The organism is Vreelandella aquamarina, from assembly GCF_044805175.1.
Lineage (GTDB): Bacteria > Pseudomonadota > Gammaproteobacteria > Pseudomonadales > Halomonadaceae > Vreelandella > Vreelandella aquamarina_B.
Genome location: NZ_CP085232.1, coordinates 411,234 through 429,600, shown reverse-complemented (window position 1 = coordinate 429,600; position 18,367 = coordinate 411,234). Strand labels below are relative to the sequence as shown.

Sequence of the window (18,367 nt, the reverse complement as noted above, 5' to 3'; positions counted from 1 at the left end):
AACCCATTGACACGTATCAATTTTTTTAATTAAGCAGCAGCGTACCCTTAACGTACTCCGATCCTTCGTTTTCATGCGAACGACCTTTCCATCAGTTAAGGAGGCGTTATGGACGCCCTACGCCGCTCGCTGTTAGGCCAGTTGGCTAGGCTTAGTGCAGGTGCTGCTCTTGTGCCGCTCTCAAGCCTTGCTCATGCTGCCATTAATCAGCAGCCCACCCGTCGTGAAGGCGATCCTACCAAACGCTATGGCATGGTAATTGACCTGCGCCAGTGCATTGGTTGCCAAGCGTGTACCGTGTCTTGTCATATTGAGAATGCCGCGCCGCTGGGTCAGTTTCGTACCACGGTGTCACAATACGAAGTACAGCATCAGCAAAGTGGCGAACTCGCCACCTTTATGCTGCCTCGACTTTGCAATCACTGCGAGAACCCACCCTGCGTGCCCGTCTGTCCAGTGGAAGCCACTTACCAACAGCAAGACGGCATTGTGGTGGTAGATAGTGATCGCTGTGTGGGCTGCGCCTACTGTGTTAACGCTTGTCCTTACGATGCGCGCTTTATTAACGAGCGCACCCAAACGGCTGATAAATGCACGTTTTGTGCCCATCGCTTGGAAGCAGGTCTGTTACCGGCTTGTGTTGAAAGCTGCGTAGGCGGGGCACGCATTATTGGCGATATGCGCGACCCAGAAAGCCAAATCAGCCGCATGATCCGTGAGCACCGTGACGCTCTAATGGTGCTGCAACCTGACAAAAATACGCTTCCCCACGTGTTTTATCTCGGCATGGATGAGCGTTTCACTACTCGCCCCGTCGCGGAGCCTGTCGCGCTTGAAGTACTCGATCCCCACGGCCAGGAGATGGGTTATGAATTCCACCATTGAATTGCTCGCGCCTCGTTATGACATCGCCTGGTACCCTTGGGCAGTACAGTACTTTTTCATGATCGCCCTCTCCTATGCCTGCCTTTGGTTGGCGGCACCCGCTTTGATCTTTGGTAAAAAAGGGTGGCTCCCCACTGCGCGCTTGGCTCTCATTGGTTGTGTGAGCACCTCGCTGGTTGCGCCTGTTGCCCTATTAGCAGATTTACACCAGCCGCTGCGTTTTTGGCATTTCTACGCTTACGCTAACACACACTCTTGGATGTCGATTGGCAGTGTAGTACTCCCCCTTTACTTGGTAAGTGTGCTGGGTTTTGCCTGGCTGGCCTGGCGGCCTGCACTGCAGGCGCAGCGTCGTGCAACAGGGCTGAGTGGATGGATAGCTAGGTGGTTGAGTATGGGAAATGCTCCTACCCCCCGGATACTGGTGGTACTAGTGGGCCTGGCGGCGCTTGTCTTCGCGAGCGGCATTATGCTCTACACCGGTGCAGAACTAGCTATTGTTAAAGCTCGCCCATTGTGGAATACCCTTTGGTTACCTCCCATGCTGGTCGCCACTGGATTTATCGCCGCTGCAGGGCTGGTATTAGTATTGAACCGCGTCAGCGGCCTTGCGTCAGATGCGGCTAACCGTCAGATGCTTTATGTGCTTCTTGTTTTCTGTGCACTGGCAGGCTTGATAGCGCTGAGCTGGTTCCTGGACGGCGTAAATGCTGATGAAGGTTCAGTGGCGGCTGCATTGGCGTCTGTTCGCTATAGCGATTCCTGGCGACAGACGGCGTTATGGGGCGGCATAACCGTCATCGCACTGCTGGCTGCTACTCTATTTCTACTAACGCGCTCGTCTCTGCGCCAACCAGCGTGGTTTGCCTGGGCATGGCTGTTAGGGTTAGTGGCGCTCCACATGGGCTGGATGTTCCGCTGGGTGGTGCTGATGGATGTGCAGCATGTGGCCCGCAACAGCGCAGGTTTTCACCATTACGGTATTCCCGCTGGTTCTTCTGGCATCTTAGGGATTGTGGGCACCTTCGGGCTTTGGCTCGCTGCCATCTTAGTGATTGATCTATTGATACCTTGGCGGCAAGCCCAACAAGGGGATCGACGCGCGGCCAACCATCACACTACTTCTAACGCCCCCTTCACCGCTAACCAAGGAGCGCATCCTCATGGCTAAGTCTGCTAAGAACCCCTCACGCCGTCGTTTTTTAAAAGGGGCTGCTGCTGCGGGTGGCGCGGCAACGTTTGCTGTGGGTTATGCTGATCCATTGGCAAAAATGGCCAAGGGCGTTACCGGTAGCGCTGGTGAAAAGCCCCAGCACAAGATTCATGGCAACTCACTCACCCCAGAATACCGTGTTGATTTGAAGACCGGCGAGCTCACGCGAACACCGGACCAGCGGGTAGCTTTTACGATTTGCTACGGCTGTACCACACAGTGTGGTGTTAGGGTGCGTGTCGACGATACCAGCGGCGAGGTACTGCGTGTCGCTGGCAACCCCTATCATCCTTTATCCGCGGATGATCATTTACCGATGCGCACTCCTGTGGCCGATGCGTTACGCAGCGTTAGCGCCTACGGTGAACAGGGGCAGGTCAACCGCTCGACTGCCTGCGCCCGCGGCAATGCTATGATGAGCCAAATCACCAACCCATTTCGTATTGACCACTGCCTTAAACGCGTAGGAGAGCGTGGTAACCGCGAGTGGCAAAAAATCTCTTTCGAGCAGCTGATCGAAGAGATCTGCGAAGGTGGCGACCTATTTGGCGAAGGCCACGTTGACGGCCTGCGCGCTATTCACGACCACGACACGCTGATTGACCCTAACAATCCAGAGTATGGCCCCAAAGCTAACCAACTGATGGTGATGGAAGCCACCGACTATGGGCGCTCAGACCTTCTTAAGCGATTTACCTTAAACGCTTTCGCGACCCGAAATTACGGCCATCACGGTGCTTACTGCGGTTTAGCGTTTCGTATGGGGTCTGGGGCTGTGATGAACAACATCGTGACGAATGCCCATGTCAAACCGGACATTCAAAACGCACGATTTATCATGTATATCGGCTGTGCCCCCAGCCAAGCAGGCAACCCATTCAAGCGCCAAGGACGTTTACTGGCACAAGCACGCGCTGCTGGAACGCTCGAATATGTTGTCGTCGATCCTGCATTGAATGCGGCGACGTCTCATGCTGCCGATAATAACCGTTGGGTGCCTATCCGCCCCAGCACCGATAGCGCTTTCGCCATGGCCGTGATTCAGTGGCTACTGGATAACGAAGGCTATGCACACGACTTTCTTGCCCTACCGGGTAAAGCCGCTGCTGATGCCGCAGGCGAAACCACGCACTCCAATGCCACCCACTTAGTGATTGATACCTTCGAACACCCACGCCGCGGCTACTTTTTACGCGCCAGTGATCTGGGCCTTGCCGAAGCTGGTAGCGATACGGATATGCCAATAGTCGTTTCAGGTGGTGAACTCGCACTAAGCGAAGAGGTGATGGCTGCCGAGCTATTTGCCGAGCGCCCTGTAACGCTGGCGGATGGCACAACGGTCACCGTAAAAACCAGCCTGACGCTGCTGCGTGAAAGTGCCCATGAGTACGACCTGGACACTTACGCTGAGCATTGCGGCATCGCTAAAGACACCATTATAGATTTGGCCCGCCGCTACGCCCTTCATGGCCGACAAGCAGCGGTTAACTGCCACGGTGGTATGATGTCAGGTAACGGCTTCTACGCTGCCTTTGGCGTACAGATGCTCAACCTACTGGCAGGCAACTACAATAGGAAAGGTGGCAGTGCCGTGGGCGGCGGCACCTTTAAAGGAACCGGAGAAGGGCCACGTTACGATTTAGCCAACTTTCCTGGCAAACGCGGTCCTCAGGGCGTGTTTCTCTCTCGCTCACGCTTCCCCTATGAACGCTCGTCAGAATATCAGCGCAAAGTTGCCGCAGGAGAAAATCCCTATCCGGCCAGAGCCCCTTGGCGCTCGTTAGCGCCGCCAACGCTCACAGAACATTTGCCCTCAGCACTCGATGGCTACCCCTACCCGATCAAAGCAGTCATTGGCTGCATGGCTAACCCTATTTATGGGCAGGCAGGATTACAAAAAGTCATTGTCGATAAACTCAAAGACCCCAAACGCTTAGGGCTTTTTGTGGCAGTGGATGGGTTTATCAATGAAACCAATCGCTATGCAGACTACATCGTTCCTGATTCAGTAATGTACGAAGTATGGGGCTTTACAGGCGCTTGGAAAGGTGCACTGGGCAAACTCACCACTGCCTGCTGGCCCGTCGTGGAACCGCGCCAACAGAAGACCGCCGAAGGCGAGCCGGTGTCCATGGACAGCTTCTTTATTGCCGTGGCTAAGCGGCTGGGGCTACCGGGATTTGGTGACGACGCCATTCCTGATGCGGAAGGCAACCTACACCCGCTACATCGTGCTGAGGATTATTACCTCCGAGCAGCCGCGAATATCGCCTTTCAGGATGACCCACTACCGGAGGCAGATCCAGCAGATATAGCCCATAGTGGCATTACGCCACTACTGCCAAGACTTGAGCGCACGCTTAAAGCGGATGAGCGTGGCCGGGTGGCCTATCTATACGCCCGAGGTGGACGGTTTGAAGATGCCAGCGAACACTTTGTGGGTCATCATTTAAAGCATCAGTGGAAACAAACACTGTGTGTTTACAATGAATCTGTCGGCACGAGTATTGACACTACCAATGGCCTACCCAACAGCGGCGTGCCGTGTCATCGGCTGCCGCAACTAGCGAACAAACAAGCCATGCGCGACGTATTTTCAGAGCGGGAATGGCCGCTGCTGGCGTTCTCGTTCAAGTCCAACCTGATGAACTCCTACGCGATTGGCAACGAGCGCCTGCGCATGATCAAGCCCTACAACCCCGTACAAATGCACCGCCAGGATGCCGAGCGCTTCGGTATCCAGCACGGCGATACCATCCACATTGAAAGCCCTGGCGGCAGCGTGGTGGGGCTCGCCCTGGTCAGCGAAAGCGTTGTGCCAGGCGCACTGGGCATTGAGCACGGCTATGGCCACAAGGATTTAGGTGCCACCCCCCATCGTATTGATGGCGTTTCGCAGCCGGACATGCCCTGGATGCGGGCGGGCATCAACATCAACGATCTGGGCTTCAAAGACCCAACGCGAGATATTGATGGCACCTGGCTGGAACCCATTACAGGAGCCAGCGTTCGACAGGGGTTACCCGTTAGGGTCATGAGATTAGCCTCATCCCTGGATTAGCACTGCGTAATATAGTGAATGCCGCCCGACTGATGCTCTGTGCATTGAGCCGGGCTTTTATCGCACGGCCACAACCTAGAGAGCGTGAAAATCATCCTGCACGGTGATGCCACGGCGATTTTCCTGGACATGACACCGCTGACATGAACTAGTCGATGATCGTCGCCGAACATTACCTAGCTAGCAACAGAGCTTCATTACTGTCATGCACCTCGCCCCCCCCTGAACCTGAACCTGAAGACAATAGGCAGCCCGTAAGCATCAACCGTCCAATGAATCTGCCAATACCCCTGCCATGAAGCGTCAACAGCCTCTAATCACGGATAGTAGCTCGGAGGTATTCTTCGCAGTCATCTACCGAAAGTGGCTTAGCGTATAAAAACCCTTGCCCTGCGTCACAACCCAGAGCCTGAAGGCGCACGGCCTGATCCTTTGTTTCAATTCCCTCGGCAAGTACACCAAGCCCCAAGCTATGTCCCATTTGGATGATCGCCTTGGTAATTGCTAGGCTTTGCTGACCGCTCAGTAGCTCCTGGGTGAATGATTGATCTATTTTTAAGCGATGGAGAGGGAACTGCTGCAGATAGTTTAAACTTGAGTAACCAGTTCCAAAGTCATCTATGGCAAGTGTGACACCCAATTCACGCAGCGCATTGAGCTTATCAAGAACTTGCTCAACGCCTTGCATTACGACACCTTCGGTAACCTCCAACTCCAATAGATTGGGCTGAAGGCCTGTACGGGAAAGAACGTCACTTACGCGTTCACAAAAATTAGCTTGCTGGAATTGATGCGCCGAAATATTCACGGCGATAGACCCGGTCGTTAATCCCTGAGCCACCCAGTAAGCGTGTTGGTAGCAAGCTGTTTCCAGCACCCAGTGGCCAATCGGGATAATTAGGCCGCAGTGCTCGGCTATGGGAATGAATTGGCCAGGGGAAACAAGACCACGGGAAGGACTCTGCCATCGCACCAATGCCTCCAGCCCAAGCACCTCACCAGTGCTCAGAGCCAACTGCGGCTGGTACATTAAAAATAATTCGTTACGCTCAATGGCACGATGCAAGTCGCTTTCAAGCGTCAAATAATCCAGCGCTTTCATGTTCATTTCAGGCGCATAAAACTGATACCGGTTACGGCCCAGTTGCTTAGCAACGTACATGGCTGTATCTGCATTACGCATCAAGGTTTCAGCATTCTCCCCGTCGTCGGGGAAACACGCTATGCCAATGCTGACACCCAAGACAATGTCAGTCTCTTCCAGAGTGAAGGGAGCGGTAACAACGGAGAGAAGCTTTTCTGCAATGGTAGAGGCTTCTTGCGCATTCTTAATGCCGGTTAAGGCCACGATAAACTCATCACCGCCTTGCCGGCTTACCGTATCCTCGACACGCACGCAGCTAGACAAGCGCTTCGCCACTTCTTTAAGAAGCTGATCCCCCATCGCATGCCCAAATACATCATTCACATGTTTGAACAGGTCAAGGTCTAGAAAAAGTAGTGCTACATGTTGGTGATGCCGATGAGCGTATGACAGCGCTACATTGAGCCTATCAGTTAACAGTAAACGATTTGGCAAGCCCGTCAGCGAATCATGAAGCGCCATGTGGCTAAGCCGCTGGTTAGTCCAGTGACGCTCGGCCGCGGCACTAAGAATATTGGCAACCCCTTGCAAAAAGCTAGCATCATCAGACGAGAAATGTCGGACCGTAGCGGAGTAGGCGCTTAGTACACCGACAGGTTGTTCCAACCCTCCCACCACGACATCGATACCGCTCACAATGTCATGGGAAGCAAGTAGGTCAGATCGAATGAATCGTGGCTCTTCACGGAAATCATAAATAATCACGGGGTCGTGTGACTCAAGGACACGATATATATGCGTTTGCTTTTGAGGATCCACGACTGATTGTCCAATCCAGCCTGGTTTCCAGCCAATACCGGCTTGTAAGACCAAATTTTTTTGAGCCCCCTCCAAGACCAGAACGTTGCTAAACTCCACGCTCAAACCTTGGGCGATTGCCGACACAGCTTCCGCATACACTTCATCGAGGCTGGCGGCAGATAAGGCAAGTCTTCCTAGGGAAGCAACCAGTAGCTGTTGTTGCGCCCGTATGCGAAGGGCCAGTTCAGCATGTTTTCGATCCGAAATATCCTGAATCGTGCCAAAGAAGCCGGTGACTTCACCACGATCATTTTTTCTAGGCACAGCGACAATTTGAACATACGCTGCATTATCACCACTTGTCTTGGTTCGGAGGTCAAATCTTTGCGTTTGACCGGTAGAAACTCCCAAGCTCATCATTTTTTTTAAAACAACAGCGCTTTCAGCATCGAAGAGCTGCGCGCTTTCATACAAGTTTTGGGGTGGTCCTAAACGGCTGTCTCTTCCTAACAATCGATATACGACGGGCGACCAAATGGTTTTTTCGGTGACTGGGTTATATTCCCAATCACCGATTTTACCAACGTGCTGAGCCTCATCTAATCGCTCTTGGATGCGCTTCAGGTCGTCAATATCCGTGCATGTGCCGAACCATTTAACGATATTTCCCTTAGCATCGCGCATTGGTAAGGCTCTGCCGAGCATCCAACGATATACCCCATCCCACCGACGAAGCCGGTATTCAATTTCATAGGGTTCACCGCTGCTTGTCGCTTGAAGCCAGCGCTTAGCAGCACGTTCTCGATCCTCTGGATGAAACGGCGGATTCCAGCCAAACCCTAGGCTCTCTTCAAGTGTCAGCCCAGTATAATCCAGCCAGTATTGATTAAAGTCGATGTGCCAGCCGTCAGGTCGGGTAACCCAAACGATTTGCGGAATCGTTTCTACCAAGGTACGAAATTCCGCCTCACTGGTGCGCAACGCATCCTGGATCCGGTTTAGCTCTGCGTCGCTGTCGACTGCTAATCGACCTGCTCGCCGTTTGCTACTCACCCTGACGTTTGCCCATTTTCATGACTCACAACAATTAATTCTAGTGAACCACACTACACCAAACTAGAGGGAAAAACACCCGCATTGCACTTCCCAACTATTGTTGAGAAATATGGCATTCAATCAGCCGCCTAGGAAGGAATTTCACTGCGTCTTCCCCATGCTGAAAACAGCGTCGCTCATTGGCTCCTCCTATGCGATAGCATCTCGACCTGCTTGACTACCAGCACGACCGCTTCGGCAGATTTATCGAGCGGATACTTGTAACGATGCAGCGCAGTGCAAGCGCTCAGCAAGTTCCATTGCGGTGGACATAGGGTATGCCGAGATACTGATGATCCCCGCTTATTCATACAACAAACCTAAACGATGTATTCAAGGCTAATTTCCTCACCCGCCCGATGCCCTTCATCGGCGAAACCGACTAGCAGCATCACGCAAACCTCATCTCAGCTGTCTGCAACGATCCTTACATATCACGACGATTGTGTAATCAAATGGCAATAACATTTGCCATTTGTATGAAATAGGTAATATATTTGCTCCTAAAAATCTATACAACAATAATACTCCCCTGAAAATACCTATACGAACAGGAAGCCATCATGCGCAACAACGGACCGGTGACTCAGCGGGAGTACGTCCTCGACGACGGGGATGTTCTGATTTCAAAAACCGACAGCCAAAGCCACATTCTTTACGCCAACCAAGCCTTTATTGATGCAAGTGGGTTCAGCTTTGAAGAGCTTTACTCCTCGCCACACAACATCGTGCGTCATCCGGATATGCCAGAATCGATATTTAAGGATATGTGGCAAGACTTGCAAGCGGGCAAATACTGGTCAGGGTTGGTTAAAAACCGGCGTAAAAACGGCGACTACTACTGGGTTCGAGCCAACGTGGTGCCTATTCGCGAAGGTAAGACAGTCACTGGCTTTTGCTCCATTCGCATTAAACCCAGTACACAAGAAGTAGCGCGCGCCGAAGAGGTGTACCGCGATATTCGTTTGCAAGGTGGACGCTATGAAGTCAAACATGGCGTTGCCTATCGCCGTTCGATGCGTCGACTCATGCCGCTTAATTTTAAAAGCATGCGTGTGAAATCCGCATTATCGGCGATTGCCGGGTTTAGCCTTTTCGGTGGGTTAGGTATTGCCGCTTCCATCACCCTTAACCAGCTTGCGCCCCAAAGCAGCGCGGGTGTCACGTTTCTTGCGCTTAGTTTGGTGGGTGGTGTGGGTGTTGGGGCGTGGCAGTTGTTTAACGGCTTACGCAACCGGCGTTTTATGTATAAAACCAACGACTTTGCGCTCCAGCTAGCGGCTGGCAACCTAGAAGCCGATATACCCTGCATGGGTAAGCGGGAGATGGATAATACCCTAGGCACCATGAATTTTATGCGCCGCTCGCTTGAAGCGTTGATTGGTGATCTCAACGAACGCGTCACCCGTGTTCGCCCTGCTGTGGAAAGTATCTCGAAGGGCAATGACGCCATGGCCGCACGCCTAGAGCAGCAGGCATCGGCCGTGCAGCAAACCGCCGCAAGCGCCGAAGAAATCTCCTCTACCGTGACGCAAAGCGCCGATAATGCTACCCAAGCTAGCAATGCCTCTGTTGGCAACGTCAACGAGGTTGACCATGCCAGCCAAGTGATGGGCAATCTTGCTAACGCGATGGAAGAGATCACTCAGCACGCCGATAATATGGCCGGCATTGTCAGTACGATCGATACCATCGCCTTTCAAACCAACATTTTGGCGCTCAACGCTTCCGTGGAGGCCGCGCGCGCTGGTGAGCACGGACAAGGCTTTGCGGTCGTAGCGGAAGAAGTGCGCAAACTTGCCAGCCAATCTGCTGATGCAGCAAAGCAAGTTCAAAGCTTGATTGACCAAGCTCGCCAAAGTATCCATGGCTGCCAAGCACAAGCGCATGAAGCGACTAACGCAATGGAAAAAATTCGCGCGGCGAGCCACCGAGTGAACGACCTGATGGGCGAAATTACCGCAGCGACTCACGAACAAAGCCAAGGTATTCGCCAAATCAGCAGCGCTATTAGCGATATTGACCACAGCACCCAATCCAGCGCTGCAAATATGGCCACCTACAAAGAGGCCGCCACCGAGCTTACCCAACAGATTCATGGACTCTCGCACAGCGCCATGGCGTTTTTAAATGAGCAGGAGCGCTTGGCTTACCTCCAAACACTAACCAGTGCCAATACGCAGGCATCGCAACAAAAAGTAACCAATGCACTCCCACAGGTGCTTCACTCGACCCATAAGATACCGACATCGTACCGTTTGGGCCGAGAGACACCAGCATCCGAATGGGTAGAGTTTTAATCCGCGAAAAGAGGCGGTTCGTGTTGAAGCCCCATCACGAAACGTCATGCAATGGTATTTGCCTACTGCCCAATGTCTGGCTAAGACTTACTTACCTACCAGACAAGATTGTATATACAGCGAATAAATATTGATGAGAGTAATACAGCATGGACGAAACATGTTCAGGCGTTGAAGGTGCTTATAGCGCTGAGCTGTTAGCTACGGCAGTTAACGGCATCATTGTGTCTGATAAACGTGGCCTCATCTTGCAGGTCAATCAGGCAGCGGAAGCGTTATTCGGATATGCACCGGGAACTTTGGTGGGTCACTCCATCACCGTTTTAATGCCCAAACCTGCTCGCTGTCGCCATCCAGATTATATGGCCGTCTACTTTGAGTACGGCTCACGTTACATGGTGGGAGCTACACGGGAAGTTGAGGGCGTCGATCGCACTGGCAACAAAGTGCCTCTGCTTATCTCTGTCAGCACTTTTATGGAAAACGGCGAGCCTCGCTTTGCTGCTTTTCTTCAGGACTTCAGCGAACGCAAGTACGAAGAGCAGGTGCTTAAAAGAGTTAACGCAGCGCTCGAAAAACGGGTGTGCGAACGCACAGCGCAATTGGAGAAGGAAGTAGAAAGCCACCGGCAAACCATCGCTAGACTCGAACTCGTCAACAAGGTCATAGAACGTACCACCCATGCAGTCGCGATCACTGATGCCGATAATCGCATTCTCTATGCCAACCCAGCCTATGAAAAAATGACAGGCTACAAACTCAAGAATGTTATCGGCAAAAAGCCGTCCATTTCTAAGTCTGGCCGGCATGGCCCCGAGTTCTATCGCAAAATGTGGGCCGCCTTAATTAAAGATCTGCACTGGGAAGGAGAAATCTGGGATCGCAGTGAAGACGGTGTCGTCTTTCCTAAGCTGATGAGCATCGACCGGCTGGTGGACGAAGAAGGCAAGACACGTAACTTTGTTGCTATATTCCACGATCTTTCTGAGCAAAAAGCATCGGAAGAGGAAATCGAGCGGTTACAGCATTATGATTCACTCACGATGTTGCCTAACCGTTCACTGTTTCGCCATCGCCTACAGCACGAGTTCGAAGTTTCCCGACGCCAAAAGACGTGTGTTGGCGTCATGCTCATAAATATCGACCGTTTCAAACAGGCCAATGATACATACGGCTTTCCCGCTGGCGATCAACTGCTGGTAGAAGTGGCTGAGCGCTTGTCGATCGCGGTACGCCGAACCGATCTTGTTGCGCGCCAAGAAAGCCGCCGTGAACGCCATCCCGATGTCGTTTCCCGTGTAGGGGGTGACGACTTTGCTGTTATTCTCAATGACCTTAAGCGACCTGAGAATGCCACCATTGTGGCAATGCGAATACTGGACGCAATGAGCGAGCCTTTCACGGTTCACAACACGTCCGAAACCATCGAAGACGTATTCCTTCAAGCGAGTATCGGTATCGGCATCTATCCCAATAATGCCGATAATATTGACGAGCTGGTACGAGTAGCAGAGACCGCCTTGGTAGAGGCCAAATCACATGGGGGTGGCGAATTTCGTTTCTTCTCAGATAGCATGAATCAGAATAGTGCTGCACGGGCACGCCTAGAAAGCGATTTGCGTCGGGCCGTGTCGGAAGAAGCCTTCACCTTGCATTACCAGCCCAAACTAGACCTCACCACAAACCGCTTCTCCAGTATGGAGGCGCTGGTTCGCTGGCCTCGCGATGATGGCATGGTGCCGCCTGGCGACTTTATTCCTCTCGTCGAAGAAACCAACTTAATTGTGCCATTAGGTGCTTGGGTAATGCGCCGTGCCTGCCGGGATACCATGGCACTGAGCGAGCGTATCGGCTGGGTGCCGGGTATTGCGATTAACCTTTCCGCTCGTCAGTTCCGCCAGCCAGGCCTTATTGATGATGTGCGCGACGCTATTGAGGAGAGTGGCATACCTCCCGAGAAGGTCGAGTTGGAAATTACCGAAGGCATGGTAATGGATGATGTCGAGACTGCGATTGAAACCATGCGAGCGCTGCGCAATCTCGGTGTTCAACTGGCCATCGATGACTTTGGCACAGGCTACTCGTCGCTGAGCTACCTCAAACGCTTCCCAGTGAATACGCTCAAGCTTGATCGAGCCTTCATTCGAGACCTGCCGCAGGGTACAGAGGATGCCGCCATTACTGAGGCTGTGATAGCACTTGCCAAGGCGTTGAAGCTGCATGTAGTCGCCGAGGGCGTAGAAACGAGAGATCAGCTGAACTTTCTCAGCATGCGGCACTGCGCTTATGTTCAAGGCTTTCTGTTGGCCCGGCCTGGGCCGCTTGAGAACATGCCCGCAGTCTTTACCAGCGGTTTTATTTGATAAATATAACGCTCTACTGCCTAACTGGCATGCAGCAAATGTTTGAACATTCTCCAGCACCCTTTTGCTTAGAGAACAATAGGTAGCGACAGCAGTAAATCAAGGATTTCTATGCAAGAGCAGATAGACGAGGACATCTTCGGGTATTAACCCAGTCAATATGGTTTGTGCAATGAATATTGCTGTCCCACGAGAGAGCAGCTAATTCGGCGCTTCAAGAACGTCGAAAAAGGCTAGACGCTACATTGCTATTGGATTTTGGCCTGCCCGGATTGCTCAATGTAGCCGCAAAGTAACTACAGATACCTACCGGCGCATCAAACGCTGAGAACATGAAGAGGCTCAGGAGGCGGTAACAGCACGCCTTGATCAGATGACGGATATAATGCGCATCCGTCGTAAAACAGTTGAGTATCTCTTTGGTAGGTTAAAAGCGTGGAGGGGAGCAACTCTCTTTTTAACCAAAGGGCTTAAGAACGTCACCACGGAAATGAGCCTTCATGTGCTTGCCTACAACATGAAACGCGTTATGAATATCCTTAGCACCACGGTTTTCATCCAAGTGGTGCGAGCATTAGCTGAACTTGGCTATACCGCCCTTACTAGAAGTCGGTAATGCTCTATTGAACACGAATCTCAACGGCTGGATGTATACCGCCATTATGGGTGCGCAGTGAAATACGCTCGTTGAGCTAAGCACTTGCTGCAGGAGGGGATAGATCAAAAAAGAAAAAGCCCTTTCGTAAAAAGGACTTTTCGAGGTAGATAAGACCGGCAAGATACTCTTGCTGCCACTGTTTCATCTCAGTAACAACACCTACCAATCGCCTTAAGCCATTTGCAGCCCCAATATGTCGCGGGCTTGCTGCCAGGTGGCAACCGGGCGCTGATATTTTTCGCACAGCGCGACGGTTCTCTCGACAAGGGCGGCGTTGGAGGCGGCTAAGGTATCGCGATCTAGCCGCACGTTATCTTCAAGCCCGGTGCGGGTATGGCCGCCTGCTGCAATCGACCATTCATTAAGCCGGTATTGGTTGGCCCCAATGCCTGCGCCGCACCACTGGGCGTCGGGGGCTAGTCGCTTGAGTGTTTCAATAAAGAAGTCAAAGCTGTGTTTGTCGGCGGGCATTGAGTTTTTAACCCCCATGACGAACTGGACGTAAAGCGGCGCTTTTAACTTGCCCTGCTTTGAGAGCGCAACCGCCTGATGGATGTGCGAGAGATCAAACGCCTCAATTTCAGGCTTCACGTTGTACTTGAGCATTTCGCCCGCCAGCCACTCCACCAAATGGGGAGGGTTCTCGTAAACACGGCTGGGAAAGTTATTCGAACCCACCGATAGGCTAGCCATATCCGGTTTCAGCGGCAGCATGCCGCCGCGAGCTTCACCGGCACCGGATCGGCCACCGGTGGAAAGCTGGATAATCATGCCTGGGCAGTGTTTCTTAAGCCCTTCCATCAGGCGGCCAAACTTCTCTGGGTCGGATGACGGCGTTTGGTCGTCGTTACGCACATGGCAATGCGCAATACTGGCACCCGCTTCAAAGGCCGCCTGGGTACTTTCGATTTGTTCATTGACCGTAATGGGCACCGCAGGATTATTCTCTTTACGTGGCAGGCTTCCCGTAATGGCAACACAGATAATGCATGGCTGAGACATAAGCACCTCGATTTATTTTTATAAGAGCAGCTAATAATAGGAATTAACGTTAGATGTAATACGGCTAACACCTAGCGTTAAGAGAAGCGCGCCAGTAATTAATAAAACGTTATTGTTAGCTATTAACGGCTGCACTCACTGTACTGGGGCGATTAAAACACCGCCCCTTTTGCTTTTCATAATGCAAGAGATAGAAAAAAGTCCAATTTGGTCATATTAACAACGAGGCGCTCTGTCCTTGGAGACAAGACGGCCTGAGAATGCCTATCACAAGGTTGCACTTCTGTTATTCGCAACGCCGATTTAACAACGCACGTCCTTGTTAGCGCCGCCTACCGGCACACCACCAGCACATTCTGGTGTACGTGGCAGCGCATACTGACCCACAACAAAACTTACAAGGTGACCTCATGGATAACACTCGACTCAAAGGTAAACACTGTCTCATTACTGGTGCTGCGCGTGGCATGGGGGCGGCTGTCGCTGAGCATTATGCCGCGCAAGGGGCTAAGGTCTGCGTGGCAGACCTCAACATTGAGGGGTGCGAAGAGGTCGCTCAGCGCATCAAATCAAAAGGTGGCGATGCTATTGCCATTAAGTTGAATGTGACTAACCGGGCAGAAGTACAGGCAGCCGTTAAAGCCACGGTAGAAGCGTTTGGTAGTTTAAACGTGATGGTGAACAATGCCGGTATCAATAAGCCATTAATGTTTCTGGATATCACTGAAGAGAATTGGCATCAAATTATGGATGTTAATGCGCTGGGTTGCTTACTCGGCATGCAAGAAGCCGCTAAACAGATGATTAGCCAGGGCAAAGAAAGCGGCCCTTATAAAATCATTAACGTGGGCTCGATTCTTTCCCGTCAGGCATTTGACGATGTGGTGCCCTACTCCTGCAGCAAGCATGCCGTGCTGGCGATGATTAACGGCGGTGCAAAAGCACTGGTTGATCACAACATTACCGTTAACGGCTATGCCCCAGGCGTGGTGCGCACCGAGCTTTGGGAACAGCTGGATAAAGACTTAGTCAGCATCGGCAAATTCGAGAAGCAGGGCCAGTCGATGGACGAGCTGGCTGAAAAAATGATTCTGATGAAGCGTTACTCTTACCCAGAAGATGTAGTCGGCACCGCGTCGTTCCTCGCCAGCCAAGAGTCTGATTACATGACTGGGCAGCTGCTGATGATCGATGGCGGCATGATCATGCAGTAAGCCTCCAGCAAAAAAGCCACCGCCCCCATACCTGCCTCTCAGGTATGGGGGCACTTTTTTTCACCTGCTCAATAATGGCCCTTTTCCCGCATAACGTTATCAGCGCGCTCTTGGGCGATAGAAAGGGCTTTTTTTATCGAACGCCGCCCGTCTAGCACCTCGAAAATTTCATTACCTGCGATGTTGATAAGCTCAGTAATGCCAGGAACCGGCGGGCGTGGCCACGCCTGCAAAACATCCTGCTTCGCCATATCATCGACAATCGTAATCAACGGCGACAGCGCGGACACTTCCGGGTCTTGGCTAACGCTAAAACGCGGTGTGACCAAGCTACCGTTCATGATGTAGAGCTTAGACATATTGGGCGACGTGAGGTGTTTTAACGCCGTCCACACGGCTTCCACCCGCTCTTTGGATAGGTTGGCAGGTATCGCCAGCGCATACCCACCAATAGGCGTAATAGCCCTGCCGTGATTGCCCACCGGATGAGATAAATACCCGGTATTGCCGTATGCCGGAGATCGCTTATCAAACTCAATCAAGGGGGCTAGCAGCGTGTAGCAGTAAGCCATGCACGACTCACCCGAAGCATAGGACTGCGCCCGTTCGTACCAGGACATATTGAGAATATTCGGCGGAGAGTATTTAAGAATATCCAGCATATACTCGCAGGCTCGGTAAGCGGCATCTGATTGAAACATGGGGCGCAGCTGCTCACCGCTGGCGTTTTGAAAATCAAAGCCGCCTGCATAAAGCGGTAGATCGACTATCGGTTGCCCAAATTTAGCCATGAGAAAGCTAAACGTATGCCCAAGCGGCGTGCCACGGGCGGCATTCCAAGCGATGCCGTATCGCCCCTTGGCAGGGTCGTGCAACTGCCGTGCGACTTTTACCAAAGCCTCGGTGGTGCTGGGGGGCGTTAACTGCGCTGCGGCCAAAATATCCTTGCGATAACAGAGCAGTTCAGGGGTGGTTTGCACCGGTATGCCGTACTGGCAGCCCGCATAGCCAGCGCTTTGGATCGCCATGGGATGGAAGTCAGAAAGATCGTAACTATCACGCTGGATGAGCGCGTCTAGCGGCATCAAAACGCCCTGCGCCACCAAGTCGCCAAACCAGGGTAAGTCGCAGGCGACAATGTCGTAGCGGGATTTCGCTAAACGGGCATTGTCGAGAATATCGTCCAGCAAGTTATCAATGGAGCGCGCTTTATTGCGAATTTCTAGACCGAAAATGGATTCTAGCTGCCGCTTTAAATTATGCATGGCCATAAAGGTAGGGTCCGCATGCGCCAGCACACGTAAGCCCCCTTTCAGCTCCAGCCGTGCGGAAAGCACAGCGGGCGTCGAGATCACCTGCTGAGACGCTGACGTACCTAAAAATATCTTGCTGCCAGATTCTGAGGCGGGGTCGATCCCAAACAGCGGGCCCAGCAGGCCCTTAATGCGCTCCGCGTAGCTTTCCCACTCCTCTATCATCTGTGGGGAAGGATACAGCGAGACGGTTTTTCCAGTCTTTGTGCGTGGGCGCGAAATCAGAAGGCCGCGCTGCATAATGCTTTCAATACCGCGCTTGGCGGTGCCGTAGGTCAGCCCTGAGGCATCCGCCAGCGAGGTAGGCGTGGTTAACCGGCCCGCCAGATGGTTGCGCATCACGTGCAGCAACATGCGCATCTCACGATACCCCAGCGACATCGAGAGCGTGGATTCTGTCTCGTTTTCAAACTTCTCAATGAACTCAATGAAGCGCGCTAACTCGGTGTTCGATATTTTGGAAACGGGCGTTTGCGATAGCTTGTCGTAAGGCCCTTCAGGGTGCGTATCGTCAAACAGGGTCAGCCCACTGGCCTCTTTTCTCATGATGGCTCCCACGCCTTAGGTGGCACTCTAGGCTTTAACTTACTCCATCGATAATCAGCCGGATACCTAACAAAATGAGTAGGCAAAGAATCACGCGGAAAAACAGCTCGCCATCCATCCGCCGCTGAATGATCAACCCTAACTGGATGCCCAGCCATGCCACCGGCATCAGTAGCAGGGCGATGGTGAGATTATCGAACGTTACCATGCCAAGCAGCGTATAGGGCACCAGCTTTACCAAGTTGGTGATCGCCAGAAACACCACCGCCGTGCCTAAAAACTGCTGCTTGGTGAGTTGGCACTGCAGCAAGTAAAAATTCAGCGGTGGGCCGCCCGCATGGGCAATAAAGCTGGTAAACCCGGCGATTCCTCCACACAGACGCCCCACCCAAGTGGGCATCAGTCGGCCGCGTAGCGGTTTAAGCAGCCCCCACAGGCCAAACAGCACGGAAAAAATACCCAGCAGCAGTGTCAGCAGCGCCTCATCAAACCAGCCATAGGTGAAGTAGCCCACCGCAACGCCCAATATCGCAGGCGGAAACATCAGCCATAACAGACGATCTACCCGCTGTCGCCACCACGCTTTTAGGCTAAACACGTCCATCACAATCAGCAGCGGTAGCATCACCGCCACCGCAAAGGTGGGGCTTGCCTTTAGCGAGATCAGCGGTACAGCAACCACCCCCACCCCACCCGCAAACCCTGATTTGGAAATCCCTGTCAGTAACACGGCCATTATCATCAGTGCCACAAATACCCAATCAAATGCCATACGAACACCCCTTTTAGATTGCGCCTTAACGCCGGGCCACCCACGCAGAAAAAAGGGCCA

At 52.5% G+C, this 18,367-nt stretch carries 11 protein-coding genes; 7 read left to right on the top strand and 4 right to left on the bottom strand.

All coding sequences use genetic code 11. From position 1 onward, the window contains the following. The first annotated feature begins 108 nt into the window (after positions 1-108). Genes dsrO through LG300_RS02030 form a run of 3 tightly spaced genes read left to right on the top strand, consistent with a single transcriptional unit; the run spans position 109 to position 5,159 of the window. Positions 109-885, top strand: a complete 777-nt coding sequence (gene dsrO / locus LG300_RS02040; protein WP_404376751.1) for a sulfate reduction electron transfer complex DsrMKJOP subunit DsrO — start codon at positions 109-111, stop codon at positions 883-885. Continuing rightward, entirely contained in the window at positions 869-2,056 is a 1,188-nt protein-coding gene (gene nrfD, locus LG300_RS02035; protein ID WP_404376750.1) for an NrfD/PsrC family molybdoenzyme membrane anchor subunit, read from the top strand. Before dsrO ends, nrfD begins: the two co-directional genes overlap by 17 nt. Continuing rightward, positions 2,049-5,159: a molybdopterin dinucleotide binding domain-containing protein gene (locus LG300_RS02030; protein WP_404376749.1), complete on the top strand. Its 3,111-nt coding sequence runs from the start codon at positions 2,049-2,051 to the stop codon at positions 5,157-5,159. The genes nrfD and LG300_RS02030 overlap by 8 nt, the downstream gene beginning before the upstream one ends. A gap of 313 nt (positions 5,160-5,472) precedes the next feature. Here the strand turns inward: LG300_RS02030 and LG300_RS02025 are convergent, their stop codons facing one another. Next, the gene (locus tag LG300_RS02025) at positions 5,473-8,097 is read right to left on the bottom strand and encodes an EAL domain-containing protein (protein WP_404376748.1); all 2,625 of its coding nucleotides are present in this window, start codon (positions 8,095-8,097) and stop codon (positions 5,473-5,475) included. A 605-nt stretch (positions 8,098-8,702) separates the two neighbouring features. Between LG300_RS02025 and LG300_RS02020 the strand changes: the two genes are divergently transcribed. The 3 genes from LG300_RS02020 (at position 8,703) to LG300_RS02010 (ending at position 13,418) form a co-directional block, all read left to right on the top strand. Next, the gene (locus LG300_RS02020) at positions 8,703-10,439 is read left to right on the top strand and encodes a methyl-accepting chemotaxis protein (protein WP_404376747.1); all 1,737 of its coding nucleotides are present in this window, start codon (positions 8,703-8,705) and stop codon (positions 10,437-10,439) included. Between the two features lie 149 nt (positions 10,440-10,588). Continuing rightward, positions 10,589-12,802 carry an EAL domain-containing protein gene (locus LG300_RS02015; protein WP_404376746.1) on the top strand — a complete coding sequence of 738 codons (2,214 nt, stop codon included), beginning with the start codon at positions 10,589-10,591 and terminating at the stop codon, positions 12,800-12,802. A gap of 385 nt (positions 12,803-13,187) precedes the next feature. Then, entirely contained in the window at positions 13,188-13,418 is a 231-nt protein-coding gene (locus LG300_RS02010; RefSeq protein ID WP_404376745.1) for a transposase, read from the top strand. 213 nt (positions 13,419-13,631) lie between these two features. Here LG300_RS02010 and LG300_RS02005 read toward each other — a convergent pair whose 3' ends face one another. After that, the gene (locus tag LG300_RS02005; protein WP_404376744.1) at positions 13,632-14,462 is read right to left on the bottom strand and encodes a 3-keto-5-aminohexanoate cleavage protein; all 831 of its coding nucleotides are present in this window, start codon (positions 14,460-14,462) and stop codon (positions 13,632-13,634) included. Between the two features lie 410 nt (positions 14,463-14,872). On the opposite strand from LG300_RS02005, the gene LG300_RS02000 reads away from it, so the two are divergent. Further along, positions 14,873-15,676 (top strand): SDR family NAD(P)-dependent oxidoreductase, encoded by an 804-nt coding sequence (locus LG300_RS02000; RefSeq protein ID WP_188638763.1) that lies wholly within the window; start codon positions 14,873-14,875, stop codon positions 15,674-15,676. A gap of 68 nt (positions 15,677-15,744) precedes the next feature. Here the strand turns inward: LG300_RS02000 and LG300_RS01995 are convergent, their stop codons facing one another. Both LG300_RS01995 and LG300_RS01990 read right to left on the bottom strand, forming a co-directional pair. Next, entirely contained in the window at positions 15,745-17,535 is a 1,791-nt protein-coding gene (locus LG300_RS01995) for an ABC transporter substrate-binding protein (protein WP_404376743.1), read from the bottom strand. Positions 17,536-17,569: 34 nt separating this feature from the next. Beyond that, positions 17,570-18,307 carry a sulfite exporter TauE/SafE family protein gene (locus LG300_RS01990; protein ID WP_404376742.1) on the bottom strand — a complete coding sequence of 246 codons (738 nt, stop codon included), beginning with the start codon at positions 18,305-18,307 and terminating at the stop codon, positions 17,570-17,572. Between the last annotated feature and the right edge of the window lie 60 nt (positions 18,308-18,367).